The sequence below is a fragment of the Polycladidibacter hongkongensis genome, assembly GCF_001561995.1.
Classification (GTDB): Bacteria; Pseudomonadota; Alphaproteobacteria; order Rhizobiales; family Stappiaceae; genus Pseudovibrio; species Pseudovibrio hongkongensis.
The window spans coordinates 144702-171683 of record NZ_LLWC01000026.1 but is presented as its reverse complement, the minus strand read 5'-3'; the positions used below and the strand labels follow the sequence as shown (position 1 = coordinate 171683).

Genomic DNA, 26982 nt, shown 5'->3' with positions numbered 1-26982 from the left:
ACTATAAGGTCTCAATGCCCAACCTTGCGCCGTGCTGCAAGGGTCTCCTCCAAGTCAGGAACAGCAGAGAGCAGCAGCCGCGTATAGGGATGGCGTGGAGCGCTAAAGACATCCTGTGTCGGTCCTTCTTCAACAATCCGTCCGGCATTCATCACACAAACATAATCGGTAATGGCGCGCACCACAGACAAATCGTGGCTGATAAACAGGAAGGCAACGCCAAGACGATCTCTTAGATCCGCAAGCAGGTCAAGGATTTGCGCGCGGACGGATACATCAAGCGCCGAAACCGGTTCATCCGCGACGATGAGCTGCGGTTGTGTCACCAGCGCCCGCGCAATTGCGATCCGTTGCCGCTGCCCGCCAGAAAATTCGTGGGGGTAGTGCTGTGCTGCCGTTTCTGGCAAGCCAACCGAGGTCAAAGCTTCCAGCACACGTCGCCGCCGCTCCGCGCCATTGATCTGCCCTGCGAGCAGGTAAAGCGGCTCCGCCACAGTGCGGCCCACGGTATGGCGGGGGTTGAAGCTTCCGTAAGGGTCTTGAAACACCGCCTGTATGCCTCGTTGCAGTTGCCGCCGTCGCTGCCCGCGCAGCGAAAATGGGTCCTGCTGCAAAAAGCTGATCCGCCCCGCTTGCGGTGTTTCTAAGCCGAGCACTGTACGTGCCAGCGTAGACTTGCCGCAGCCGCTTTCACCCACGAGGCCAACGGATTGCTGTGCGGCAATGCGCAGGCTCACCTGATTGACGGCAATTTTTTGCGGCGCTTGCTGCCAGAATTTCTGCTTGGGTAGTGCGTAGCTGCGTTGCAATTTATGCAATTGCAACAGGGGGGTATCGCCGATAACCAAGGGCTTGGTCCGCTTGGGTGGCATGTGTTTGGAGGCTGCTAGCAACTGCTTGGAATAAGCGTGTTGCATCGTGTCAAAAAGTTGCAGCGTTGGACCTTGCTCTACGATTTCACCGTCTTTCATCACAGCGACGCGGTCCGCCATCTGCGCGATCACCGCAAGATCGTGGCTGATAAACAACAGGGCCATGCGCTCGCGCTTCACGATTTCCTTTAGTAGCGCAAGAATTTGCGCCTGCACCGTGACATCAAGCGCGGTTGTCGGCTCATCAGCAATGAGCACCCGCGGTTTGCAGGCAATCGCCAGCGCGATCACCACACGTTGCCGTTGCCCCCCTGAAAGCTGATGCGCAAAACGGCCCATATACTCTGCGGTGGGTGTTAAGCCAACGCGCGCCAACAGTTTTAAGGCACGCGCACGCCCTTCTTTCTTCGTGAGTTTAAAATGCCAATGCAGCGTCTCAAGGATCTGGTCGCCAATGCTCTTAATGGGGTTTAGCGCGCTCATCGGTTCTTGAAAAATCATGGAGATGTGCCGCCCGCGCAAGCGGTTCATGATCCTATCGTCAGCCTGCGACAGCTCCTGACCGCGGTAGCGTAAGCTGCCACTCTGCGCAAACCCCTCTGGCAGAAGTTGCAGGGCTGCAAGCGCGCTCAACGATTTACCAGAGCCACTTTCACCAACAAGGCCAAGAGTTTCGCCGCGCACAAGCGAAAGCGAAAGATCGCGAACCAGCGCTGTAGTCCCATTAAAAATACTGAGGTTTTCAAAGCGCAAAATCGCCATCAGCGCGGGCCTCCCCGCAGTTTCGGGTCGAGCAAGTCCCGCAGTCCATCCCCAAGCAGGTTAAACCCGAGCACCGCAACCACAATAGTTGCGCCGGGGATAAGCGCCAGTTGCGGCGCAAAACTCACGAGCGTCTGCGCTTCATTCAGCATACGCCCCCAGCTGACCAGCGGCGGTTGCGGACCAAGCCCGAGGTAGGAAAGCCCAGCCTCAGCCAAAATACCCATAGATAATTGAATAGTCGCTTGGACGATAAGTAGGCTCGCGATATTGGGCAGCACATGTTCAAAGGTAATCCGCAAAGCGCCTTTGCCGGCTAAGCGCGCTGCCAGCAAAAACTCGCGCCCCGCCAAAGATAGGGCACCCCCGCGCGCCACCCTGGCAAAAACGGGTACGTTAAAAATACCAATAGCGATAATGGAGTTCAGAGCGCCGGGCCCAAGGCTGGCGGTGATCAGGATTGCGCTTAAAACCGCTGGAAACGCAAACACCAGATCGTTAAAGCGCATCAACAGCTGATCAACAAAGCCTCGCCGTGCCGCCGCAAGCAGCCCGAGCGGCACACCAAGCAACATGCCAAAGCCAACGGCGAACAGCCCCACTCCTAACGAAGTTTGAGCCCCTATCATCAACATGGACAGCAGGTCACGTCCATATTGGTCTGTTCCAAGCCAATGCTGCGCGCTGGCAGGTTGCAAGCGTTGTGCAACATTGAGCGAGCTGACATTAAAGGGCAGCCAAAAAAAAGAAAGCACACCAGTGCCAACTACAACAATAGTTATCACCGTACCAAGCAAAAGGGAGGCACTGTACCGACTATTAAAAAAGCTAGCTTTTTCAGATGGAACGTTTTTCATCATCTCGGCGCCTTTCTCAGGCGCGGGTCTATTGCCGCGTAGGCTAAATCAACGAAAAATGCAACAAGTACAGTTGCCGTTACCAGCAACATCACGGTGCTTTTTACTGTGATCAAATCGCGCTGGCTAATTGCTTGGAACACGAGCCGCCCAAGTCCGGGCAAATAGAAGACGCTCTCAATGATAACTGCTCCAGCAATGAGAAAGGAAAACTGGAGCCCAAGCACAGTCAACACCGGGATCATCGCATTGCGCACCCCATGGCGCCACAGCGTGGCTTGACGCGACAGGCCTTTTGCCCGTGCCGTGCGGATATAGTCTTCATGCATCACGTCAAGTAATGCAGAACGCATGATTCTTGCGAGTATGGCCGCTTGTGGCAATGCTAATGCCACAGCTGGCAATAGCAATGACGAAAGCCCAGCCCAAAGGCCCTTTTCCCAGCCAGCAAACCCGCCCGCAGGCAACCAACGCAAGGAAATGGAAAAAACATAGATGAGCAGCAGAGCAAGCCAGAAGTTAGGGAGAGCAACTCCAACTTGTAATCCGGCCATCAGACCGGCTTCACTTAACCTGCCACGAAAGCGCGCTGCAAGCACCCCCAGAGGCAAACCAAGGACTGTAGCAAGCGCTAGCGCAATCGCCGCCAACGGTAGAGAAACCGTTAGCCGCTCGCGCAGCAAGTCTGCCACCGGTACAGAGTAAGTATAGCTAACCCCAAAATCCCCGTGGAGCATGCCGGTGGCCCAAGTCAGATATCGCTGCGCAACCGGTGCATTGAGACCTAGTTGCTCACGCAGTGCGCCAAGGCTTTGTGCATCGCCTGACATGCCCAACATGACCTGCGCCGGGTCGCCCGGCAAAACCTCAATCACAATGAAAATAACAAGGCTTGCGGCGAACAATGTCCACCAAAGGCCGGCAATGCGCCAAAGTGCAAATTGCAACATCTCCGTTCGCCTCGTGCTACCCAAGGTATCCTTAGGTCTTCCATCCCATAGCAAGCGTTAGTTCCGCCAGTTCATATTGGCTGGTTCTTGCTGTACTCGCTCCGCTCCAGCTTGGCAACCGTAGCGCGGATCCTTGCACAGATGCGATCGAATGAGTGTTTAACGCAGAAAGGCAGGAGGGCATATTGTCATTAAACAATCGGGTAGGAAAAAGGCTCTGCTGCCAACAGAGCCTTCCCAAGTTTTCATGCTTGCACACGTTCTTAAAGCAGATGAAAAATTAATCCTGCCAATGCACATGTGTCACATCAATCGCCTGTATAGGGGCGTCTTTCCACATGCCTTCAAGTTTTGCATTCCACACGCTCACATTGGCAAGCTGGAAAAGGTACGCATTCACAGCATCACGTGCAATTATGCGTTGTGCTTCGCCAAGAAGACTGTAGCGCGCCTGGGTGTCGCTCGCCGCATTCAACTGCTTCACGACACCATCAAATTCAGCGCTATCGTAGTTAAAGTAGTAGTCCTTGCGCGCATAGATGCCGATATCCATCGGCTCAGTGTGAGAAACGATTGTAAACTCGTAGTTTTTACCCTTGAAAACATCGGCAAGCCATTGCGCCCATTCAACAGGAACAATCTTCAGCTTTATGCCAATTTTGGAAAGATCTGAGGCGATCAATTCCCCCCCCCGCCTTGCATAGCTTGGCGGTGGCAGTTTGAGTGTTGCCGTAAAGCCATCTTCATAGCCCGCTTGTTTCAATAGGTGTTTCGCTTCCCTAACATCGAACGGGGTTTCTGCCGCTAAGTCGAGTGCCGCAGGATGGTGCGGAGCAAAGTGAGAAGTGATTGGCGTGCCGTATCCATACATTGCACCTTCAACAAGCGCTTGTTTGTCAATCGCCATCGAAACTGCTCGGCGAACACGAACATCCGCAAGTGGCCCAGCCTTATTGTTCATGGCCAAAATGGTTTCGCCTTCACTTGATCCTGCAAAAACTTTAAATCGTGGATCAGCTTCGAGATGCCCCAGCGCTTCCGGAGCTGGAAAGCCGGGATAAGCGTCAACGTCCCCTGCCATCACCGCAGCTATGGCCGCATTCGGATCTGCAATCACCTTAAAGCGAACTGTATCGAGCTTCGCGGGGCTACCCCAATAATGATCAAACCGCTGCAGCTGTATTTCTTGCCCTTTCACCCAGCGGGAAAACTGAAACGGCCCTGTTCCTATCGGATGCTTACGATTCCCTTTTGCACTTTGTCGAGAAACAATTACGGCGTCACCCCATCCTAAGTTAAACAGCAAGCTCCCTTCTTGCCGAAGGAGATCAACACGCACTTCATTTGGAGCAACTGCAACAACCTCCTTGATTGCGGAAAACAGAGGTTTTTGTGCATTTGTTGACCCATCGCCTCTCGCACGATCTAACGAAAACTTTACGTCATCTGCGCTAAACGGGCTGCCATCGTGAAACTGCACACCCTTTGCCAAATAGAATGTGTAGCTTAGTCCATCCGGTGATACCTTCCAGCTTCTGGCCAGCGCAGGCAGCACTTCACCATGGGCACCAATTCGGGTCAAACCTTCAAATATATTGGCATAGGTTACCGCATCTATCGCCCCGGCAGCCCCTGCTGTAGGGTCCAAATGCGGCGGCTCTAGCTGCATGCCGATATTTAGTGATGCATGATCTGAAGCATGGGAATTACCGGCAAGACACGCAACACTGAGCAGGCAGGGTAAAGCAACGCGCTTGAGGAGTTTGGTAAGAGAATTCAATCGCATTAACAGCTCCAAATGAGGGCACTTAAACTGTGTAGTCTGCAAGATGCCCTTTGATAGTACTTGGCGCTTTTTTGAAGTATCGTGGCAGCAACATCAACAGTTTTTTCAATGTACTGAGTCTTTAGATAAGACCGTGCAATTCTATTGCTGGGCGCTCGCATCTGCGTTTTCTCTTCAAATCAACGCAGTATTCTCCCTTAAAAAGGGTAGGCGAAAACTCGCTTATTGTCAGCGGTAGTTTTTTTTGTCAAACAAACAAAGAACGAATGGCTTTGTTCAGCGTTCAAGTCGTCGTTGTAGGGTGGCAAATATCAAAATGGGCGGAGAGTATGGAGCGAGATAAGAACAACACAACAATCCTACCTGCCATTTTATCCGGCGGCTTTGGTTCTCGTCTTTGGCCGCTTTCCCGTCGTCAGCGACCCAAGCAGTTTCTTCCGATTTTTGAAGGCGAAAGTCTTTTTCAAAAAACATGCAAGCGCACGATCGGCCCACACTATTTGCCTCCGCTTGTAATTTCCAATCAGGACCACCGTTTTTTGATTGGCGAGCAACTGTCGGAAATAGGCGTGACGCCTCAAGCGATTGTCCTTGAACCGGAAGGGAAAAACACTGCGGCGCCGGCAGCGTTAGCTGCGCAAATCGCAATGAGGACTTCGCCAGACACTCTGATTTTGCTCGCCCCGTCAGATCATCTGATAGCTGACGAAGCCGCTTTTGACGCAGCCTTGCAAGCGGCAATACCTGCCGCAAAAAGCGGTACCATCGTGACTTTTGGTATCAAACCCTCAGAGCCACACACTGGCTATGGGTACATACAGCTGCAAAACGGAGAGCGTGGACCACGGGCAAGCAAAGTTGCACGATTTGTTGAAAAGCCAGACCTTGACACCGCAAGGGGGTTCTTAAAAGAGGGAGGCTACCTTTGGAATGCGGGAATCTTCTTGTTTTCGGCCAGAGCGATGCAAGAAGCATTCGCACAACATGCAGCGCAGATCTGGCAAACAGTTGCTGCCTCTCTGTCTTCAGCGAGGGCGGATCTGGATTTCTTGCGCTTGGATCCGGCAGAGTTTTCCAAAACTGAGGCGATTTCATTCGACTATGCGATCATGGAACATGCACAAAACATTGCATGTGTGCCAATGGACCCAAGATGGAGTGATTTAGGGTCTTGGTCCGCCTTGTGGGAAAGTATGGCAAAGGATGAAAACGGGAACTCGTCTCTTGGTGAGGCTCTATATGAAGCAGCAGAAAACTGTCTTGTATATTCGCAAGAGGGTCTTGTTTCCGTTGTTGGACTTTCTGATGTGCTGGTGGTGAATACAAAAGATGCCGTTTTAGTTACGTCTCGCGATAAAGCGCAGGACGTAAAAAAAATTGTAAGCAGGCTAGACGCGGAAAGGCGCAAGGAAACAGTCCACCATGTGCGAGCCTATCGGCCTTGGGGGTGGACAGAAGAAATCGCAAGCGGTGATCGATTTCGCGTCCAATCAATGATGATCAAACCTGGAGAACATCAATCTTTGCAAAGGCATATGCACCGGGCCGAGCATTGGGTAGTGGTTGGGGGCACCTTAGAAATCACAATAGATGATCGGACAGCCTTGGTCAGTGAAAATCAATCCGTATATGTTCCGTTAGGAGCAAATCATAAACTAAAAAACCCGGGACAAATTCCTGTACAAATGATAGAAATACAATCCGGAAGCCATATCAGCGAGGATGACATCCTGCGGACGGATGTCTTGGAAAACATGCGTAGCAAAGTAACCGGCGCTGGGTAGTTGTAACGATAGGGAAGTTTTCCACCACTTCGCACAAACCATAGGAAAAGCACAGTTGCGTCCTGTCGAAAAATCGTCACCTCTTGCTGCTAGCAAGATCCTGTCAGTGGTGCCTACGAGGAATAAGTAAGAATGAGTGTTTTCAGCAAGCCGGTCGCTTCATTACAGCCCAATACCCTCGCATTTGAAACAACTCCGCTGGTGAAGCCAACGGGCTTTCGTGAATATGATGCGCGCTGGCTCTTTGGCAAGGAAATAAATCTACAAGGGATACAGGCGCTGGGCATGGGGTTGGGGACGCTCATTCACGAACTCGGTGTTACGCCTGCATTGATAACTGGCCACGATTTTCGCGAGTACTCTGCATCGATCAAAATGGCGCTGGTCAATGGTTTGATGGCAAGCGGTGTCAAGGTCCACGATATTGGACTTGCCATGTCGCCCATGGCTTATTACGCCCAGTTTGCGCTGGATGTTCCCTGTGTTGCCATGGTAACTGCCTCGCACAATGACAACGGGTGGACCGGTGTCAAAATGGGTGCCAATCGCCCATTGACATTTGGCCCAGACGAGATGAGCCGCCTAAAAGAGCTGGTGCTAGGGGCAAAATATGAGCTACGTGGCGGTGGCGCCTACGAGTATCATGGCGAAATCGCAATGAGCTACCATAGGGACTTAACAGATCGACCGGCATATTCTCGTCCGATCAAGGCGGTTGTCGCTTGCGGAAATGGCACCGCTGGCGCATTTGCACCACAAATTCTTCGTGATTTGGGGGTAGATGTGGTGGAGCTTGATTGCGAGTTGGATCACACGTTCCCCAACTATAATCCCAACCCAGAAGACATGAAAATGCTTCACGCTATGACCCAAAAAGTGCGGGAGACAGGCGCAGATGTTGGACTTGGTTTCGACGGGGATGGGGATCGGTGCGGCATCGTTGACAATGAGGGTGAAGAAATTTTTGCCGATAAAGTTGGGGTAATGCTCGCCCGCGACCTTTCTGCAATTCATGAAAATGCTCAGTTCGTTGTCGATGTAAAGTCCACCGGGCTTTATCACAGCGACCCGGTGTTGCAGGCAAATTCTGCCAAGACGGACTACTTTAAAACTGGGCACTCCTATATCAAACGCCGTGTAACCGAGCTAAATGCGTTGGCAGGCTTTGAAAAATCGGGGCATTATTTCTTCAACACGCCGCTAGGGCGGGGGTATGATGACGGCCTAATATCCGCAATTGCCGTATTGGACATGCTGGAGCGTAACCCTCAAAAAACAATGGCGGAACTGCGCCGCGCCCTGCCAGTCACATGGGGCTCGCCTACCATGGCGCCTCATTGCGCCGATGAAGAAAAATATGGTGTCGTTGAAAAGGTGGTGGCCCGCTTTCAACAAATGCAACGTGATGGTGAAAAAATCGCCGGGCAGGAAATTCACGAACTAATTACTGTAAATGGGGTGCGTGTTGTCGCGCAAGACGGCACATGGGGCCTTGTTCGGGCATCCTCGAACAAACCTGAGCTTGTTGTGGTGGTTGAAAGCCCGGTATCAGAACAAAGGCTGCACGACATGTTTAGAGCGGTTGATGCGGTTTTGCGCGAAAACCCTGAAGTTGGCGATTACAATCAGACCCTAAAAGAATTGGCATAGTGTCGAAAAACGCTTCACTTATTGCAGCTCCGGTACATTGTATTTCGGATCGTTTTTGGCAATAGCAACCATCCAGTCAGCTGCCGCAGAGTACTCCTGCGGCGGTACATTGGCTTTCTGGTTGCAGCACCAACGCGTAACCTCAGTCAGCGGGGCCCATGTGGTGATAGGGGATTGATTTGACCGTTCTACTGATAAGCACGGCATTAGAAGCAATCAAAGATCCTCGTCTTAGCGCGTTTTAATAATAGGAAATTATCAGGCTGCGGCTCGGATAAAGAGACGCGCTTGGCACCAAAGCGGTGCAGCACATGAAGATTACCGAGCGAAAAATTTTAGCCAAGGCCAAGGGGGAGCTGGAAAGCGTAAGCATTGCAAGCGAACGGGCAGATGGTACACAGCTGATAACAACCGATATCATTTGGTCCTACGGCGACTCGGTAGCCGTGTTGCCCTATGGCGCACAAAGGAGATGCGTTTTAACGCTTCGCCAGATCAGGGCCGCGCCTTTCATCCGAGCCGGTGAAAGCATTCGGGAAGCTTGCGCCGGTGCGATCGAGCCGACAGACACATCCATCGAGACAGCGGTGCGGCGTGAAGCAAGAGAAGAGCTGGGGTGCACTCTGGCCGCACTTGAGAAAGTTGGCGAAGTCTACATCAATCCCGCACGTTTGTGCGAGCGGGCACATCTGTTTCTTGCGCCGTTTACAGCGCTAGGCATGGCGGCCACAGTGCAGCAGCAGGATGAAGTTGAAAACATCGAAGTGTTGCCGCTGTCGTTCACTCAGCTATATCAGGAGCTGCAACAAGGGAAAATGAGATGCCCGCGCCTACTCATGTTGGCTCAGGCTTTGTTTTTGAAGTATCCCGAAACCATGCACAAGGGCTAGTATCAGTTCCGCAAGGCATATCTAAAAGATTTGCTTGTGTTGTTGCACAGCATCCTCAATGAAGTCACAGACAAGGCGAATGCGCCGCTGGTTGCGATTGCTCTCATGATAGACAAGGTGATAACTGCGATTAACCTGAATTTGCGGCAGAACTGGAACTAGGCTCCTATCATTTATGGCAATAAACCTGTGCAGGATGCCGATACCGGCTCCGGCGGCAACCGCTTCATATTGCGCTAGCGCACTTGCAAACTCCAGCGATGAACGCCAACCGCGCCAAAACTCTCCGGCGTAATCTAGGGCAGGGGAGTAGACCAGATCTTCAACATAACCCACCAGATTATGTAGGCTCAGATCCTGCGCGGTCTCTGGTTTGGGCCGCCCGCTGAGATAGCATTGCGCTGCGTAAAGCCCGAGGCGATAATCCACCAACCGCCGCGAAATCAGCCTGCCTTGCTCTGGCGGGCCAACCATCACCGCAATGTCCGCCTCGCGTTTGGAGAGTGAAAAACTGCGGTGCATCGGCACGAGTTGCAGGTTCAGGGCACTATGTTCTGCGCGCAGCGCCCCTAAATGCTTGGCAAGAAAAGCGACGGCAAACCCGTCTGGCGCCCCAATACGCACAGTCCCTGCGAGCTCCATATCGCTGGTGCCGATACTTGCCTGAGCCGCAGCCATCTCAGCCTCCATGCGCTCCGCCGCCTCGAAAAACCGTTGACCCGCATCAGTAAGCTGGCTGCCACTTGGTTGACGCACCAGCAGCTTCACCCCTAAAGCGTCCTCCAGCGCAGAAACACGCCGCGCCACAGTCGCATGATTAAGCTGCAAACGCCCCGCAGCCGCCAAGATTTGCCCGCTGCGTGCCACAGCCAAGAAGATGCGCGTGTCATCCCAGTTCATCCCACTCTCCTTCAGGTCAAAGAGAGACTATAATATTTGCACAATGGATGCGAGATAACTCGCGTTGAATGCTACAAATTTATGTGTTTGATTGCCAATAACAATTTTTAAGGTGATGATAAGGGGAGACCACTAATGCAACTGGGACATTTCATCGATGGTAAGCGGGTCGCTGGCTCATCTGGTAAGCTTGGCGATGTTTACAACCCGGCAACCGGGGAAGTAATCGGCACGGTTGCGCTCGCCAGTGAAACTGAGGTTAAAGCCGCCATCGCCAGCGCAGCCGCCGCGCAGCCTGCTTGGGGCGCCACCAATCCGCAGCGTCGTGCCCGGGTGATGATGCGCTTCGTGGACTTGCTGAACCGCGATATGGACAAGTTGGCCGAAGCGCTCTCCCGCGAGCATGGCAAAACTATTCCCGACGCCAAGGGCGACGTAATCCGCGGGTTGGAAGTCGCCGAGTTTTGCATCGGCGCACCACACTTGCTCAAGGGGGAGTATACGGAAGGGGCAGGCCCGGGCATTGATATGTACTCACTGCGCCAGCCGCTTGGCGTCGTCGCAGGTATCACCCCGTTCAATTTCCCGGCCATGATCCCCATGTGGAAATTCTGCACCGCCATCGCCGCAGGCAACAGCTTTGTCCTTAAGCCGTCCGAGCGCAACCCAAGTGTGCCGATCATGCTTGCTGAGTTGATGATAGAGGCAGGCCTGCCAAAAGGGGTCTTGAACGTAATCAACGGCGATAAACTTGCTGTCGATACAATTCTGGATGATGAAACCATTCAGGCCGTCGGCTTTGTCGGCTCAACGCCAATCGCGCAATATGTCTATAGCCGCGGCAGTGCAAGCGGCAAGCGTGTTCAATGCTTTGGCGGCGCCAAGAACCACATGATCATCATGCCGGATGCGGATTTGGATCAGGCTGTAAATGCGCTCGTCGGTGCGGGCTACGGCGCCGCAGGTGAGCGCTGCATGGCGGTGTCCGTTGCTGTTCCCGTTGGTGAGGACACCGCCAATCGCCTCATTGAAAAACTGGCACCGCGTGTTGAGGCTCTCAAAGTAGCGCCTTACACCGCAGGCGATGATGTCGATTTTGGCCCGGTTATCACCAAGGAGGCACTGGCGCGCATCAAAGGGCTTGTAACCAGCGGTGTGGAAGAGGGCGCCAATCTGGTTGTTGATGGCCGCGATTTCGTTCTGCAAGGCTATGAAAATGGCAACTTCATGGGCGGCTGTCTGTTCGACAATGTCACCAAGGATATGCAGATCTACAAGGAAGAAATCTTCGGCCCTGTTCTGTCGGTTGTGCGCGCCAAAACCTATGAAGAGGCCATCGATCTGCCCATGAGCCACGAATATGGCAACGGCACAGCCATCTTCACCCGTGACGGTGATACAGCGCGAGATTTCGTCTCTCGTATCAACATCGGCATGGTTGGGGTGAATGTGCCGATTCCTGTGCCGCTCGCCTATCACACCTTCGGTGGCTGGAAACGTTCCGGCTTTGGCGATCTCAACCAACACGGCCCCGACGGCTTTAAATTCTACACGCGGACTAAAACTGTCACCGCCCGCTGGCCATCTGGCATCAAAGAAGGGCCGGAAATGTCGATTCCGACCATGGACTAAACGGAAGCTTGCCTCACAATACAAAAAACGCGCTTTGACATGGGCTCAAAGCGCGGTTTTTTATCTCGAATATCAGTAATAGCTGATGTGATCTGCGTTGATTTGTCCCACAAAAAAACCGAGGTAAGTTACGCCCAAAACTTGCGATACTGCTGCAAATACCCCTAAGTGCATTGGGGGTCAGGAGTCCTTTCATTATTCTAGGGCTAAACTGACAGGACGGAGATTGCAAAGTCGCAAGAAAGGATGCAAGGCGGAACCGGGGAGGAGGCTCGGTTGTCTCATGCGTCGTTCTGGAGCTGTTTTGCAAGTAAGAACAATCGGATAAAGCAGAGTATGCAGCGTAAGGCAGAACCAGATAATCCGCAGGACACCGCAGTTGATAACACAAGGGCAGGTGTTAACCAGCCACAAGCAAAGCAAGGCCGCAGAAAACGCCAGCGCACCCCAGCACAAATATGGCTGGCGGCCCAAATCGCACCGGAAAAGACGCGCCTTGCATGGGCAGCGCGTTTGCACGGCCTTAGCGAGTTGTTGTGGATTGCGCAGGCCGCCATTCTAGCCATGGGGTTTACGCTGGTCTCCTCTGCGAGCTGGGCCTACCGTGAAGCGCTGATTTATGCGGCTTGCTTGCTCGCCCTCACTGGTCTGCGCGCTGCTCTGCGTCACAGCGCTAATAAGCTGGCGCAAGAAAGCGCCTCGAATGTGCGCACCCGTCTGCATGCCCGTTTGGCCAAGGCGCTGGTGACCGCATCCCCCGCCCTGCCGGTTCCTGCCAGCGGTAAGATGGCCGCGCTGATCGTGGATCATGTGCACGCTGTGGGGCCTTATATTTCGCGCTATCTGCCATTACAGCCGCGTCTGGCCATTGTGCCATTGGGTATTTTAGCGGCCATAGCCTGTGTCAGCTGGTTCGCAGCTCTTATGCTGCTGCTCATTGGGCCACTGGTGCCGCTGTTTATGGCCCTTGTGGGCATTCGCGCCAAGAAGGCAAGCGATGACCAGCACGGCTTGCTGGCAGACATGAGCGCACTGCTGCTAGACCGGCTGCGCGGGTTGGAAACCCTACGCCTGTTTGGTGCGCTGAAAGCCACGGAAACAACGCTGGATGAACACGGCAATGCCTTTCGCCGTGCCACCATGCGCGTGTTGCGCATTGCATTCTTATCCTCCACATCGCTCGAGCTTTTTGCCGCTGCCGGCATTGCCATAACAGCAATTTATGTAGGCTTTTCCTTATTGGGACATTGGAACTTCGGCAGCTACGGCGATCCCATCACTCTGGGGTCAGGCCTGTTCATCCTTGTGCTCGTGCCCGAATTCTTTGGCCCGCTGCGCCTGTTTGCGCTTGCTTATCATGACAAGGTGTCTGCTGCTTCAGCTGCCGAGTTGCTTTGCAAAGCCGAAGAGGAGCTGCAACAGGCAAAACCAGCGCACCCGGTTAACAGCGTACCCTCGGCAACTGTGCAATTATTTAGCGGAACACTGGCACTGGAAAATGTCAGTATCTCCCGTGGTGGCAAAACTGTATTGCAGGAGCAGTCTTTCACCTTCCCACGCAGCGGCCTCGTCGTGCTTTCCGGCGCCTCTGGCATGGGCAAAACAACTCTGCTGGATTCGTTAGTGGGCTTTCTGCTGCCTGATAGTGGTGCGATCACCGTGGATGGCAAACCGTTAAGTGCGGAAAACGTAAAGGACTGGCAACAAAGCATCGCCAGTATTAGCCAACAGCCCCAGCTCTTCCATGGTACCGTACGTAGCAACCTCCACAGAGCCGCTCCTTCTGCCAGCGATGAAGAGCTGCTTGCCGCGCTAAAACTCTCTGGTGCAGATGAAATCCTTGCGAAACTGCCAGGGGGGCTTGCTGGTCCAATTGGCGAGGAAGGGGCCGGGCTTTCCATGGGTGAAATGCGCCGCTTTGCCATTGCCCGCGCTGCGCTGCGCAAAGACGCGCCGCTCGTTCTGGCGGATGAACCAACCGCTGACCTTGATGGCGTGACCGCAGCAAAAGTCACCGCTGCATTAAAACAACTCTCTCAGCACCACTTGGTGGTCGCCGCCACCCATGACACAGCAGTGCAAAGCGCTGCCGATATGATACTGGATCTGTTAGATGGCAGGTTGCAAGCGCGCCCACCCGCGCCTCAGGGGCTAGAAAACACACCAGCGCAAGCTAAAGGAGAGCCATCATGAGAGCTGCCCTTGCTATTCTCCTGCGCTTGCAGCAGCAGCACCCTATCGCCTTTTGGTCTGGCGCGCTGCTGGCGCTGCTGCCCGCTGCTGCCGGCATTGCATTGCTGGCGGTTTCAGGCTGGTTAATCACCTCTGCTGCCATGAGTGCCGCTTTGGGGGGAACTGCGCTCGTGACAGTAAGCACTCTGTCATTTCGTGTGCGCTTCTATGCTGCCCTGCGCATTTTCGGCCGCTATGCCGAGCGCCTTGTCACCCATGACGCCACCTTCCGTTTTTTAAGTAACTTACGCCGTGATGTGTTTCGCGGTGTGGTGGCGCAAACGCGCAAGGACGCGGAGGGCTCTCGCACGGCCTCGCTGTTGTCGCGTGTGGTCTCTGATGTGGATCAGCTGGATGGCCTTTATCTGCGCTTGGCCCTGCCGCTGTTCGTCACAATAGTGATTACTGGCATGTCAGTGATAATCCTGTTTCAATACGCCCCGCCGGCAGCACTGGCCATTGCTGCCGTGCAAATCCTCGGGATCTCTATACTCGCCAAAACAGCAGGGCAGGAGGCACGCGAGCACGCGCAAAAATACAACAGCGCCAAGGATTCTCTACGTGTGAGAACCGCAGATATGGTGCGGGGCCGCCGCGACCTCAGCGTTTATGGCGGCTTGGACCGCCAGCAAGCTAAAATTATGCGCGCTGCCAGCCGTCTGGAGGTGGAAACCTGCCGTGCTGAGCAAGAAGACACCCAGTCCACAACGTTTATCAGTGCGCTGTCTCAGAGCCTGCTGGCGATCACATTCGCGCTCACCGCTTGGGCGATGCAACAGGGGCAGCTGGAGCTGCGCCATATGGCGCTGTTTGCCTTTGTCGCGCTGGCATTGCCAGAACTGCTGGTCTCTGCCGCCAATGGCGCTGGCAGCTGGGCGCGCATGGCTGGCGCGGCGCAGCGGGTGACAGCCCTGCTCAAAGCGGGCGAGGAACGCGATGCGGTTGCAGCGCAGCAAACCCTGAAAATAGTAGGGAGGCAGAATGCAGAGCCTGTGCTGCAGGTTAATGACCTCACCTACGCCTACCCAAGCACAGGCCATGCCCCGCTTGCCGGTGTGAGTTTTTCACTCAACCAAGGCGAGCAGATCGCCATTGTCGGCCCCAGTGGCGCCGGTAAATCGACCCTCACAGCTTTGCTGGCGCGCTTGCTTACTCCTGGTTCGGGTACCATCAAACTTGCCGGTGCGGATCTTGCCATGCTGTGTGAAGAGGATTTGCGTCAGAATCTTGTGGTTGTCGGCCAGCGAACTCAGATTTTCCATGACACGGTTGCCGCAAACTTGAGACTGGCAAAGCCTGAAGCCAGTGAGGATGAATTGTGGCAGGCACTCGCCCTTGCCGGGCTGGATGACCGCATTCGTAGAGAGGCAATGGGGCTGGAAACAGTATTGGGTGAATCTGGGCTTGGCCTGTCTGGTGGAGAAGGGCGGCGCTTGGCGCTGGCGCGCGCCTATTTGCGTAAACCCCGCCTCTGGATTGCCGACGAGTTAACCGAGGGCTTGGATGCAACAACGGCAAAGCAGGTGCTGCAGAGCTTTTTGACCATGAGTGCCGATGCCGGGGCCTTGCTGATTTCGCACCGCGCCCTTGAGGTGGCGCGTGTTAGCAAAGTTCTGGAGCTGAAAAACGGTTCGCTTGACGAGTTGCCACTACCGCTTGGCGCTGCGCATTTAGCGCGCCTGCGGCCCGACTAAGGCTTGCAGAAGCTGACCAATAGGCAAACGGCAAAGGCAGGCGCGACGCCTGCCTTTTCTTTGTTGCTCGGCGGGGGCGCTGCCGCCCGCCTGTAAGCCCTGCAAGCTTTGCTTGCCGGGGCATCAGTGTTTTGATTGCCGCTGTCTAGCCTACGCCGCAGCTGCGCGGGCTTCCCCAAATTGCAATGGTCCGCCTAGATAAAGCGCGCCAAATCGATTGGCGAGAAAGTGATCCAGATCGATATCCTCTTGGCGGATTAGTCCACGTGATGGCAATCGTCCCTCCTTCACCAGATCAACCACCGCGCAGATACCTGCCGCTGTGGTAATCTGGATGGCGCTCCAGAGCTCCCCATCGATCTCTCGTGCGTTGATATTCTTCAAATAGGAGCGCTCTTCAAACTGCCCGTCGATCTCACCCGTGGCCGTAATAAACACCAGAACTCTGTCCTGCCGAGTGGCGGGTATGGCCTCCTCCATCACTTCTTTCAACAGATCTCGGCGGTTGCGCAGGCCCAGATCACCCAGCAGCAAACGCATGATCTCGCGGTGACCGGGATAGCGGATGGACGCATAGCGCAGCGACTGCACCTTGCCTTCAAGTGTCTGTGCTAAGGAGCCCAATCCACCAGAGGTGTTAAACGCCTCGTAGTCTGCGCCCTCCAGCGAAAAGGTCTCGTAGCCTTCAAGTGGTGCGACCTCGTGCGTTCGCCCTTGGTCCACGGCAATACATGGATTGCAATACTCATTAATCAGCCCGTCGGTCGACCATGTCAGGTTGTATTTTAACCGATTGGTTGGATAGCGTGGCAGCGCTCCAACCCGCAGCGAGAGGGTGTCCAACGCGTCAAACTGTTTGGCAAGCGCATATCCGGCGATGGAAACAAACCCAGGTGCCAGTCCGCATTGCGGCGCAAAGGCGCTGTCTGCGTATTCAGCCAAGGCGCTGACCGCTCGTGTCGAGGCCACATCCTCTGTCAAATCGAAGTAATGCGCTCCAGCCGCTTTGGCCGCACTGGCAATCGTTTCAGTCAAGTAAAATGGGGCAGCCGAGATCACCGCATCGACGCCGTTCAAAGCGCCTTTAAGTGCGTTTTCATCTCCCACATCAATAACGCGCTTTCCAAGCGCTGCGAGTTCCAAGCGATCAAGCGCTGACTTTTGCTGATCAAATACTGTCACGTGGTAATTACCACTGCCAAGCAGCAGTTTGCAAATCGCACCGCCGATTTTACCCGCCCCGATAACTGCAACGTTCCACATAGCAATCCCTCCTAAAGCAATTGGAACTGGAATAAAGCCAAGCTTGAGGCCCAGTTCTGCCGGAGGGAAGCCGCCAAACTTGAAAAAACGAAGCAAATAGCCGTCAAATTCACGAAAAATACGTGAAAATGACTAGTTAAAGTGGCAATGCGCCGAGGGCATTCGTTAAATATAAGGTCTGGTCTGTGCGTTTCTAACTGCGCCGAGGTAAAAATGGCTGCTGACGCTCGAAACGTTTCGACAGCACGATGGAAGAACGGGAACGTAATACCCCGGGAATTTCGGCGATATCGTCTAGGAGGTCATCCAAATCTTCCAGGCGGTCAGGCTCTACCACCAGAAACACATCAAACTCACCGGAAATTGTGAGGCAACTGCGAATTTCTGGGAACGATTCTAATTGCTTTACCAGTTCTCGGGATTGTTGCTGCGCCACTGAAAGCATCACCAGTGCTTGTACTTTCCTGCCGCTATCAGTCTCACCCATAATGGCAGTATAGCCGGAAATTATGCCGGTGCGCTCCAGCCTCGCGATGCGTTCTTGTACGGTCGAGCGAGCGACATCCAGCTTGCGCGCAATCGACGAAATTGGCTCGCGTGCGTTGCTTTGTAGGATGGCGACCAGTTTTCGATCTAAATCGTCTTTAAATTCCGGCATTTTGGCTCCTGTTTCCAGCGTTTTAGCAGCACGTCCCCTTATTGTCAGGTGTTTTTGCCAGACTGCACACAGCGAGGCTGTGTACTTGCGAATGTGCAAAACCTGACAGTGCGTAGGGCAAAGAGGACGCAGACACTTGCCAAATGATCTCGAGATGTTACAACATCACAAAATCATTATGCTGACCGCGTAAATCTATGAAAGTGCCCTCCATGATTGCGATGAAACACCGCCTATCTGCATTCGCCCTGAGCGCCGCAACTGCTTTGACTTTGCCCACGTTCACACATGCCCATGAAGCTGAGGTGGTTACCTCTATCAAGCCGCTTCATTCATTGACCGCTATGGTGCTGAAAGGGATTGCCGAGCCGCAAGTCTTGGTTAAGGGTAAAAAATCACCGCACGGGGCGGCTCTTAGCCCGTCACAAGCGCAGTCTTTGCAAGCTGCCGACATGATTGTATGGGTTGGGCCGCATTTGGAAACATTTTTGCAAAAGCCATTAAAGTCGCTTGGGAAAAACGCGAAAATTGTAACGCTGATAGATGAAAAGCCTCTAAACATTTTGCCCGCGCGGGAGCACCATCATTTCCATGGTGATGAAGATGAGCAGGCGCAAGACGAACACGGCCATGATGAACACGATCATGACAAGTCCGCGCAAGACGAACATGGCCACGATGAACACGATCATGACAAGTCCGCGCAAGACGAACATGGCCACGATGAACACGATCATGACAAGTCCGCGCATGACGAACATGGCCACGATGAACACGATCATGACAAGTCCGCGCATGACGAACATGGCCATGATGAACATGATCATGACAAGTCCGCGCATGACGAACACGGCCATGATGAACACGACCATGACAAGCTTGCGCATGATGATCACGATCATGACAAGCACGCGCAGGATGAGGTCGCTCATGAAGGCCATGACCATGACGATCATGGTGCAGTTGATTCACACATCTGGCTCTCGGTCCATAATGCCGAGGCAATTGTGCAGGTCATAGCTCATGAGGCGAAAGAAAAATGGCCAGAGCACGCCGCGAAAATCGAAAGCAACGAGAAAGCCGCGCTGCATGAGTTGCACGAGTTAGAAGAAGAACTCGCAACAACCCTAGAGCCTTATAAGGGCCTACGCGCACTCGTCTATCATGATAGCTTGCAGTACTTTGAAAAAGACTACGGGATTAAGGCTGTCGATGCCCTGACAATCAACCCGGAAGTCAAGCCTGGTGCCCGTTCCATCAAGGCTACAGCGGAGCTGGTGAAAACCAATCAAGTGAGCTGCATCTTCTCCGAACCTCAGTTCAATCATAAGCTGCCTAAACTGATGGCGGGGGAAGTGGGGGTGCCATTGGTGCAGATTGATCCGCTTGGTGCCGATATTGCCGCATCGCGCGAGTTCTATCCGCAATTCATGCGCGCGCTTGCCCGTTCTGTCGTGGATTGTGCCAAGAAGTAAGCTTGGCGCACAGCAGCTAAAGAACAAGGCGCAGTTCCTTTAACACAGCCTCTGCGCTTCAAGGCACCCGTCGCTCATGCGGTGACGGGTGCTTTTGCGTTAAGCGCCTGCGACATACTCCCTTGATTTCTTCCGGCGCATAAACCCACGCCGCCTATGGCTTGTGATTGCCTCGCATTGCCTATAAAAGTCGCCATGAAATCACCTTGTCCGCATTGCCTAGGCCGTTGATGGTTCCATGGCATAAACGCTTGCAGGGTGACAACATAAGCCCTGCTGACGAGCAGGCCGATAGGCAAATCGCAACAAGCAATCGATCTGGAAATGACGCAAAACCTATATGATCTGAGCAAACCTGTCCTCGCAGTCGCACCGATGCTCGACTGGACGGATCGTTTTTGCCGCAATTATCACCGCATCCTAAGCAAAAACACTTTACTTTATACGGAGATGGTGACAACTGGCGCGCTCATTCATGGGGATGCAGAGCGACACCTGCGCTTTTCCAAAGCAGAGCAACCCGTTGCGCTGCAGCTCGGCGGCTCGGATCCAGAAACATTGGCACAGTGCGCCAAACTCGTCGAAGAATGGGGCTACGATGAGGTAAACCTCAACGTTGGTTGCCCCTCAGACAGGGTGCAGTCAGGCCGTTTTGGCGCTTGCCTGATGCAGGAACCGCAGCTGGTGGCAGAATGCATCGCCGCTATGAAAGCGGCGGTGTCTATCCCTGTGACAACCAAATGCCGCATCGGTGTTGATGATCAGGATGAGGAACGGGCGTTGTTTGCGTTGGCGGAAGCAGTCGTAAAGGCTGGTACTGACGCGATCTGGGTCCATGCGCGCAAAGCGTGGCTGCAAGGCCTCAGCCCGAAGGAAAACCGCGATGTGCCGCCATTGAACTATCCGCTGGTCTACCAGCTCAAGCAAAGCCTGCCAGACGTGTTCATCGGCATTAATGGAGGTATTGCAACGCTGGAAGCGGCTAAGGTACATCTGGTGCATGTCAACGGCGTCATGATTGGCCGCGCCGCCTATCAAAATCCGATGCTGCTGGCCAGCGCCGATAACGAAATTTATGGCGAGGATAAAGTGCCCATCGCGGCCGAGGCGGCCATTCGCGCTTACCTCCCCTATATTGCAAACGAGCTGGAAGGGGGGACGCGCCTTGCCTCCATCACCCGGCATATGCTGGGAACGTTTCAAGGTGTGCCGGGCGCACGCAATTTCCGCCGCATTCTAACCACCGAGGCGATCAAACAAGGCGCTGGCATTGAGGTGATTGAGGCGGCGCTTGCAGCTATTGCCAACCCACATGCCCAAAGGCAAGCCGAGTTGGCGGGCGAGGACTTTGGCTCATCTGCTGGCGAATAGCCTCAGATCTTGCGAAGATTGTTAGCGAGTGAAGCTTGTGCCCCTTCTTTTCACTCCACAGGTCTAAACAAAAAGACGGAGAGAGGCTGCCGCCGCTCTCCGCAAGTTGCTGGGATCGATTGAACTTTAGCGCAGCTTCCCGTCGATCCAGTTGGCAATAATGGGTTGGCGCTGGCTCCGCGGTGGGCAGTGCCCCAGAATATCAATCAGCACTTTGTCGCCGTTTTCCGCCCGTGCAAGCATTTTCTCCATATCAAACAGCGGCGACACCGGGTCGGCTGTTGTATTGATCGCCAGCAGCGGTGTGGAGATCTTTTCCCCCTCAAACAACCCTTGCTTGCCAAGTGCGAGTACTTCGATTGCCTTGGCAAACTCGGCCAGTTCCGTGTCCAGCGGCATACCCATGCGAGACTTCACGCCGTCCAGTGTTAAAGGTGGCAGGTGTTGCAAGGCGTCCGGGCCTGCCAAGAATGGTGCATTGATCGGTCCGCACATAAAGATGACACCGGCAAGGTCAAGCTCTGGGCGGGCAAGGAAAATTCGCGCCGCAGAGGTGCCGCCAAAGCTAACGCCCTGAACAAAGACATTTTTGTCATCGGTGAAATCCTGCGCGCGCACCCAGTCCACAGCCGCAGCGTGTAATTTGTCAGTGCGCCCGTCCCGCACAGTGTAGGCACTGGATTCGCCCATACCCGGCACGTCGATAGACAGCATAGCTATGCCGCGCGCGGCCAGATGCTCGCGGTAATAGGGCAGCGCGACAACCTTGGAAACGTCAGAGCCTTGCGAAACCACAACCACAGGGAAGGGGCCATTCCCCTCTGGGATATGCAGGAACGCGCCAAAGGATTTGCCCTCAAACGGGATTTGTGGGCGGGAGAAACGCCCCGGTAACATCTGTGCGCTGGCAGCATAGGCGTCATGCGCCTTGGTCAGTGCAGCCACATGCTCCGGAGCAGGGGTGTGGGGTGATGAGGCAAGGTGATAATAAACGATGGCCTCGTTGTAGGCCTCTTGCTTTATTGTCAGATCGTCTGTCGTTTGCGCGGCTGCAATGGCAGCGTCCCCGGCCTTGGAAAACTCATAGGTCCAGTTCCCCGGGCCATAGGCAATCAACGTGTCAGGAGCATCGGCATAACGACGAGCGCCTTCTGTGCTCTCAATTTTTTCAATAATGGTTTCAAGAACCTGCCGGTTACCGCCGACGCCTTCCCACATATCAAACTCGACTGAGTGATACCACTCGCCCTCGTCTTCACTACGGAAACTGTCATCTTTCATCGTCTGCGCCGGGGCAATCTGTGGCGCCAACAGGGTCAAAGCGGCAGTGGCCGCAAATAATGTATTTCGCATTTCGGCTCCTAATTTATTAAGTGGCCGGTTCACCACGCTGCGGGCGCCGCACATCGTGGCAAACCGGTCATTCATCTTCCAAAAGCGGGCAATTTCTGCTGCACACGGACGGCCTCCGCTCTCGAAGGGTTGGGGTGCAATAGAGGGCAATCCAACAAACAGATAATTGTCAACCATGGTTGATAATTGACATATGGGTAAGACCCCGTAACTTGTCAATCATGAATAGCGAAAAAAAAACTCCCATCGGCCCTGATAGCATTCGCGGTCTAGTGCAAGACCTCTCAGAACGCCTTGATGCGCGGGCAAATGTGCTGCGCGAACAAACCGATTTTGCAGGCTCCAGACCCTCTGACGCCAAAACCTTTATGATGATCTCACGCCGGCCGCGCTCCCTAAGCGAACTTGCGCAGGTTCTTGGTATCACCCGTCAAGCGGCGCACAAATCTCTGCAGCGGCTTATAGAAATGGAGCTGGTGAGTTTTGAGTACGTCGAAGGCTCAAAACGTGACAAAATCGCAAGGATTACGCAAAAGGGCCAAAACGCGCGGGCGCAGGGCCTTGGCATTGCCGCATCCATCGAAAAACATGTGCACGCCGCTTTGGGGGAAAAGCAAACAGATGAACTGCGCCACTTGCTCAAGGCGCTCATAGAGGCCACGCCGTTTCCATAAAGCGAGCACTGCTACAACCTTAGCCCCAAGCAGGGCTAGGCAAATTTTCGTATTCCGCATAAAACGAAGAAAACAACGCTGGCGCGTAGGCTAAGACCATTGGCGCGCCCGCGAGCAACATCACAGCTGGGAAGCATAATGGACATTTTCTCTATTGAGGTTGCAAGCCTCGTCTTGGCGCTGCTTGTGGCAGGGGCCCTTGCCGGATTTCTAGCCGGTCTCTTCGGCATCGGCGGCGGCGCTGTCCTTGTCCCGGTTCTCATTGGCGTGCTTGGCTTTGCCGGTGTCGCGCCCGAGCACCTGATGCATGTTTCCGTGGCCACGTCTCTGGGTGTCATCGTGCCCACTTCTTTGCGCTCGTTCTCGGCCCACAAAGCAAAGGGGGCGGTGGATCTCGCCTTGCTGAAAAGCTGGATCCTGCCGATCCCGGCAGGGGTGCTGCTGGCTTCGCTCGTTGCCGCGCAAATTTCCGGTGATGGGCTCAAGGGCATCTTTATTGCCATCGCCTTCTGCGTGGCCCTACGTATGATCCTTGGCAAAAGCACCCGCACACTGGGCGCTGATATTCCCGCTGGCCCACTGCGCGCTGGCATCGGGGTGCTGATTGGTTTCTTCTCCACGCTCATGGGCATTGGCGGCGGTGTTATGAACAACACCTTCATGACCCTCTACGCCCGCCCTATCCACCAAGCGGTGGCAACCTCTTCTGGTGTTGGAGTGCTGATTTCTATTCCCGGCGCCCTTGGCATGGTCTGGGCGGGCTGGGGTACACCGGATCTCCCACCGTTCTCGCTTGGCTATGTGAACCTGCTTGCTGTTGCAATCATCATTCCCATGTCGCTCTGGCTTGCGCCCATTGGTGCCCGCCTTGCGCACGCCTTGCCCAAACGCAAAATGGAAATTGGCTTTGGCGTCTTCTTGCTGTTGGTGTGCTTGCGCTTCGCGTTTAGCCTCTTGGGCTAAACTGGCCACGCTTCAGGGCAGCGGAATGATCAACCGGTTGCCCTCCACCTGCCACGAGTGCAGCTGGTTAAGCGCATTCATACCCAGCAAAGACTGCCCCAGCATACCCGGCTTGGTCACATTGGCAGGCAGATTGTCAAAATGCAGTGGCCCGAGCTGAAAATCCTGCAACAGCACTCGCGCCACAAATGCTGTGCCGTTGGCGGTGGAAACCATCTGGTTAAATGCCAAAGCATCCACATCAATGCCCGCACGCTGCGCATCTTCAGCACGTAGCGTCACGGTGCTGGCGCCCGTATCCACCAGAAACGCCAGCTGCGCCCCATTGACACGGGCGCGCGTTTCAAAGTGTCCACCCGGCCCGCGGGTCATGACAAGTGCCGAGCCTCGGCCATCTAACCCAGCGGTTTCATAGCTCTGTCCGGGCAACAACGCCCCCAGCATGCGGTCTTTCACATGCAGCAGTTCAAAGCGAAATGCGTAAACGCCGATAAGCAGCACAAACAATCCGCCCCATGTCAGCGCAGCAGGAAGAGCCTCGCGCAATTTCGGCGGCTTGGCAATAAACCCGCCAAGCAGCACCAGCAGGATAGCCACCAAGGCAACCAGCCGTGGGCCGCGATCGCGCAGTACATCGTCAATCTGGTAGGTGCCGCTGGTTAGCACAAAGTACGCCAAGCCACTCAGACCCAAAGCAATAATGAAGTAACCGATGACACGCATGATCGCTTTTCCAATAAACTATAGTGATAAACAAATGGGGCCTTGGCCCAGTCGGTTAAAGTACATATGCAGAAATTTTAAGGGGCTACTGAAAAATTAGGGGTGGGCAAAATCAGATTACTCTTGTGCTAATGCGCGCCGCCGCGTGGCCAGTTTTTGCAAAAGGGCAAGCTGCGCAGCCTGAGACATATCGCGCCATGCGCCAATCTCTGTAAGTGTACGCAAACAGCCGCGACACATCCCGCGCGCCTTGTCTATCTCACAATCGCCAGTGCAGGGGCTCTCGGCTTTCGCCTTGTGACTAAGTTGCTTCAAATGAAAACCCTCCTAAATCACAAGCAATAGGCCAAGATAAAATCCGATCAGCCCCACTTGCTGCATAGCACCCAGTACATCACCGGTGATGCCGCCGATTTTGGCTTGCGCCACCCGTGCCAGCCCGTATACCGCCCCGCCGCTTGCAACCACCGCCAGCAGTAGCGCGATACCCAGCGTGTGGGCGGCGATACCAGCGGTTACGCTGGCGCCAATCATCAACACCAACAGGAGCCCCGCGCTGGCACTACCATAGAGGCAACTATCCTGTTTGGGGCGGCCAAACTTGTCGCTCAAGCCACCTGAATAGGCACTTGGCAGGTAAAACCACGCCCATAATAAGCCGGAGCGCGAAACAGCTTCTGCCGCCAAAAATACGGCCGCCGCAAACACCGGCCCGCCACGTTCCAGACTTGCGCCAATCAGCACCACCCGCAACAAAATAGCAAGGGTAAGCCCAACCGCGGCAAACGCCCCCACGCGGCTGTCCTTCATAATCTCCAGTCGCCGCTCTTTGTTATGTCCGCCAAAAAAGCCATCGCAAACATCGCCAAAGCCATCTTCATGCAAAGCGCCAGTCACAGCAGCCGAAACCGCAACGCAAAGCGTCGCAACAGCAAGATAGGGCAGGGGACTTGCCCCCCCGATCAGCAACACAAATGCCGCTGGCAAAGCAATAACACTACCGGCTAACGGGATTGCCCAGCCACTGCGGGCAAAGTCAACAGGCACATCCACCCTGTCAAAATGCCCCAGTTTTGGCAAAGGCAGCCGCGAGAAAAAACGCAGCATCTGTGCTACATCGCCAAGCCATTGTGCCGCCGTGCTAATTTGCGTTTCGCCTTGGCGCGCACCTGCATCATTCGTCTCTTTGTGTTCTGAGTCTTCCACCGCGAGAACTCCTCTATCTCTCTGCAAAGCTGCAATAAATTGGCAGGCGCAATAAAAAAACGGCTCTCCGCCGCCCGGGCATTTGTGTTTTGCCACAGCCCCTTATAGAACACCATTGTGAATCTCTTCATTGCGCTGTTTTTACCGGAGAAGCCAGCATGTCGACGGCCAGTTCTGCCCTGCCATTTGATGATTTTAAAAACCTGATCAATGCCATGCCCGAGGCGGACACAGAAGCCGTAGCGGCCGTACGTGCCCGCGATGCACAACTGACCAAGCCAGCAGGTTCGCTTGGCAAGCTGGAAGAAATTGTCGAGTGGCTTGCTGCTTGGCAAGGCCAGCCAAAGCCCAAAGTAACACGCCCGCTTGTGGCAGTCTTTGCTGCCAACCACGGAGTGGCACAAAAGGGGGTTTCCGCGTTTCCACCCGAGGTCACTCAGCAGATGGTGGCAAATTTTGCCGCTGGTGGTGCAGCAGTCAACCAGCTGTGTATCGCCTATGATCTTGGTTTGAAGGTCTTTGAGCTGGCACTGGAATACCCCACAGCAGATATTTCCGAAGACGACGCATTTGCCGAGAACGATTGCGCAGCCACCATGGCCTTTGGCATGGAAGCGCTGGCTGGCGGCACGGACCTAATCTGCCTTGGCGAAATGGGCATTGCGAACACCACGGTCGCCGCAGCGCTTTACTACGCGCTGTTTGGCGGCTCCGCGGCGGATTGGGTCGGCCCCGGTACCGGTGTCAGCGGCGAGGCGCTGCAGAACAAGATCAACGTGGTAGAACAGGCCGTGACCCGCATCGGCGGACCGAAAAGCCATGAACCACTTGAGATTCTGCGCCGCCTTGGGGGACGCGAAATTGCGGCCATGGTTGGCGTTATTATCGCAGCGCGTATGCAGCAAGTGCCCGTCGTGGTCGATGGCTATGTGACCACAGCCGCCGCTGCCGTGCTTTATGCCATGGACCCGACCGCGATCGATCACTGTTTATTCTCCCACGCCTCTGCCGAGCCTTCCCACCAGCGCGTTTTGCAGGCGATGAATAAGACAGCTCTGCTGGATCTGGGCATGCGCCTTGGCGAAGGCTCTGGCGCCGCCGTAGCCGCCGGTATAATCAAGGCGGCAGCACAGACCCACGCTGGCATGGCCACTTTTGAGCAAGCTGCGGTGGCCCCAAGCGCCGCGTCTTGAGGCGCGCAGCGCAAGGGCCAATTTGTATAAGACAAGCGGAAAGGGCGCTAAGGCGCCCTTGCTTTTTAGCTGTTGCCGGCGCCGCCTGCGGCTG

The 26982-nt window shown here is 54.6% G+C and carries 23 protein-coding genes; 11 read left to right on the top strand and 12 right to left on the bottom strand.

Going from position 1 to position 26982, the window contains the following annotated elements:
- Positions 1-11: 11 nt before the first annotated feature.
- From AYK82_RS13715 to AYK82_RS13700, 4 genes are all read right to left on the bottom strand, one after another.
- Positions 12-1634: an ABC transporter ATP-binding protein gene (locus AYK82_RS13715; protein WP_068317026.1), complete on the bottom strand. Its 1623-nt coding sequence runs from the start codon at positions 1632-1634 to the stop codon at positions 12-14.
- Complete coding sequence (locus tag AYK82_RS13710; RefSeq protein ID WP_068317023.1) at positions 1634-2494, bottom strand: ABC transporter permease; 861 nt, start codon at positions 2492-2494, stop codon at positions 1634-1636. The genes AYK82_RS13715 and AYK82_RS13710 overlap by 1 nt, the downstream gene beginning before the upstream one ends.
- Complete coding sequence (locus AYK82_RS13705; RefSeq protein ID WP_068317019.1) at positions 2491-3441, bottom strand: ABC transporter permease; 951 nt, start codon at positions 3439-3441, stop codon at positions 2491-2493. Before AYK82_RS13705 ends, AYK82_RS13710 begins: the two co-directional genes overlap by 4 nt.
- A 280-nt stretch (positions 3442-3721) precedes the next feature.
- Positions 3722-5227 carry an ABC transporter substrate-binding protein gene (locus AYK82_RS13700; protein WP_068317016.1) on the bottom strand — a complete coding sequence of 502 codons (1506 nt, stop codon included), beginning with the start codon at positions 5225-5227 and terminating at the stop codon, positions 3722-3724.
- A 329-nt stretch (positions 5228-5556) separates the two neighbouring features.
- Between AYK82_RS13700 and AYK82_RS13695 the strand changes: the two genes are divergently transcribed.
- Positions 5557-7011, top strand: a complete 1455-nt coding sequence (locus AYK82_RS13695; protein ID WP_068317014.1) for a mannose-1-phosphate guanylyltransferase/mannose-6-phosphate isomerase — start codon at positions 5557-5559, stop codon at positions 7009-7011.
- A gap of 132 nt (positions 7012-7143) precedes the next feature.
- A complete protein-coding gene (locus tag AYK82_RS13690; RefSeq protein WP_068317012.1) occupies positions 7144-8661 on the top strand; it encodes a phosphomannomutase/phosphoglucomutase in 1518 nt (505 codons plus the stop codon).
- Between the two features lie 18 nt (positions 8662-8679).
- Here the strand turns inward: AYK82_RS13690 and AYK82_RS18030 are convergent, their stop codons facing one another.
- Positions 8680-8868, bottom strand: coding sequence for a hypothetical protein (locus tag AYK82_RS18030; protein WP_156453372.1), 189 nt, complete (start codon positions 8866-8868; stop codon positions 8680-8682).
- A gap of 104 nt (positions 8869-8972) precedes the next feature.
- Between AYK82_RS18030 and AYK82_RS13685 the strand changes: the two genes are divergently transcribed.
- The gene (locus tag AYK82_RS13685; RefSeq protein ID WP_068317009.1) at positions 8973-9551 is read left to right on the top strand and encodes an NUDIX domain-containing protein; all 579 of its coding nucleotides are present in this window, start codon (positions 8973-8975) and stop codon (positions 9549-9551) included.
- 21 nt (positions 9552-9572) lie between these two features.
- Here AYK82_RS13685 and AYK82_RS13680 read toward each other — a convergent pair whose 3' ends face one another.
- Entirely contained in the window at positions 9573-10451 is an 879-nt protein-coding gene (locus tag AYK82_RS13680) for a LysR family transcriptional regulator (RefSeq protein ID WP_068317003.1), read from the bottom strand.
- A 135-nt stretch (positions 10452-10586) separates the two neighbouring features.
- Here AYK82_RS13680 and AYK82_RS13675 point away from each other — a divergent pair, with 135 nt between their 5' ends.
- The 3 genes from AYK82_RS13675 (at position 10587) to cydC (ending at position 16009) form a co-directional block, all read left to right on the top strand.
- Positions 10587-12083 carry a CoA-acylating methylmalonate-semialdehyde dehydrogenase gene (locus AYK82_RS13675; protein ID WP_068316998.1) on the top strand — a complete coding sequence of 499 codons (1497 nt, stop codon included), beginning with the start codon at positions 10587-10589 and terminating at the stop codon, positions 12081-12083.
- A gap of 336 nt (positions 12084-12419) precedes the next feature.
- The gene (cydD, locus tag AYK82_RS13670; protein WP_068316994.1) at positions 12420-14276 is read left to right on the top strand and encodes a thiol reductant ABC exporter subunit CydD; all 1857 of its coding nucleotides are present in this window, start codon (positions 12420-12422) and stop codon (positions 14274-14276) included.
- Positions 14273-16009: a thiol reductant ABC exporter subunit CydC gene (gene cydC, locus AYK82_RS13665; RefSeq protein ID WP_068316991.1), complete on the top strand. Its 1737-nt coding sequence runs from the start codon at positions 14273-14275 to the stop codon at positions 16007-16009. The genes cydD and cydC overlap by 4 nt, the downstream gene beginning before the upstream one ends.
- A 150-nt stretch (positions 16010-16159) precedes the next feature.
- Here cydC and AYK82_RS13660 read toward each other — a convergent pair whose 3' ends face one another.
- On the bottom strand, positions 16160-17272 hold the full coding sequence (locus tag AYK82_RS13660; protein WP_068316982.1) for a saccharopine dehydrogenase family protein: 1113 nt from the start codon (positions 17270-17272) through the stop codon (positions 16160-16162).
- A 193-nt stretch (positions 17273-17465) separates the two neighbouring features.
- A complete protein-coding gene (locus tag AYK82_RS13655; RefSeq protein ID WP_068316979.1) occupies positions 17466-17930 on the bottom strand; it encodes an Lrp/AsnC family transcriptional regulator in 465 nt (154 codons plus the stop codon).
- A 212-nt stretch (positions 17931-18142) separates the two neighbouring features.
- On the opposite strand from AYK82_RS13655, the gene AYK82_RS13650 reads away from it, so the two are divergent.
- The gene (locus AYK82_RS13650) at positions 18143-19405 is read left to right on the top strand and encodes a zinc ABC transporter substrate-binding protein (protein ID WP_068316973.1); all 1263 of its coding nucleotides are present in this window, start codon (positions 18143-18145) and stop codon (positions 19403-19405) included.
- A gap of 324 nt (positions 19406-19729) precedes the next feature.
- Positions 19730-20776, top strand: coding sequence for a tRNA dihydrouridine(20/20a) synthase DusA (gene dusA, locus AYK82_RS13645; protein WP_068316964.1), 1047 nt, complete (start codon positions 19730-19732; stop codon positions 20774-20776).
- A 126-nt stretch (positions 20777-20902) separates the two neighbouring features.
- Here dusA and AYK82_RS13640 read toward each other — a convergent pair whose 3' ends face one another.
- Complete coding sequence (locus tag AYK82_RS13640; RefSeq protein ID WP_172795241.1) at positions 20903-22129, bottom strand: alpha/beta fold hydrolase; 1227 nt, start codon at positions 22127-22129, stop codon at positions 20903-20905.
- 221 nt (positions 22130-22350) lie between these two features.
- Here AYK82_RS13640 and AYK82_RS13635 point away from each other — a divergent pair, with 221 nt between their 5' ends.
- Both AYK82_RS13635 and AYK82_RS13630 read left to right on the top strand, forming a co-directional pair.
- Complete coding sequence (locus AYK82_RS13635) at positions 22351-22803, top strand: MarR family winged helix-turn-helix transcriptional regulator (protein WP_068316952.1); 453 nt, start codon at positions 22351-22353, stop codon at positions 22801-22803.
- A 138-nt stretch (positions 22804-22941) separates the two neighbouring features.
- Complete coding sequence (locus AYK82_RS13630) at positions 22942-23766, top strand: sulfite exporter TauE/SafE family protein (RefSeq protein ID WP_068316945.1); 825 nt, start codon at positions 22942-22944, stop codon at positions 23764-23766.
- 12 nt (positions 23767-23778) lie between these two features.
- On the opposite strand, the gene AYK82_RS13625 is transcribed toward AYK82_RS13630, so the two are convergent.
- The 3 genes from AYK82_RS13625 to AYK82_RS13615 form a co-directional block, all read right to left on the bottom strand.
- Positions 23779-24489, bottom strand: a complete 711-nt coding sequence (locus tag AYK82_RS13625; protein ID WP_068316942.1) for a retropepsin-like aspartic protease family protein — start codon at positions 24487-24489, stop codon at positions 23779-23781.
- A 117-nt stretch (positions 24490-24606) separates the two neighbouring features.
- Entirely contained in the window at positions 24607-24804 is a 198-nt protein-coding gene (locus AYK82_RS18230) for a DUF1289 domain-containing protein (protein ID WP_068316939.1), read from the bottom strand.
- A 12-nt stretch (positions 24805-24816) separates the two neighbouring features.
- Complete coding sequence (locus AYK82_RS13615; protein WP_244265766.1) at positions 24817-25695, bottom strand: adenosylcobinamide-GDP ribazoletransferase; 879 nt, start codon at positions 25693-25695, stop codon at positions 24817-24819.
- 158 nt (positions 25696-25853) lie between these two features.
- Here AYK82_RS13615 and cobT point away from each other — a divergent pair, with 158 nt between their 5' ends.
- On the top strand, positions 25854-26888 hold the full coding sequence (gene cobT, locus AYK82_RS13610; protein ID WP_068316935.1) for a nicotinate-nucleotide--dimethylbenzimidazole phosphoribosyltransferase: 1035 nt from the start codon (positions 25854-25856) through the stop codon (positions 26886-26888).
- Positions 26889-26982 lie beyond the last annotated feature (94 nt).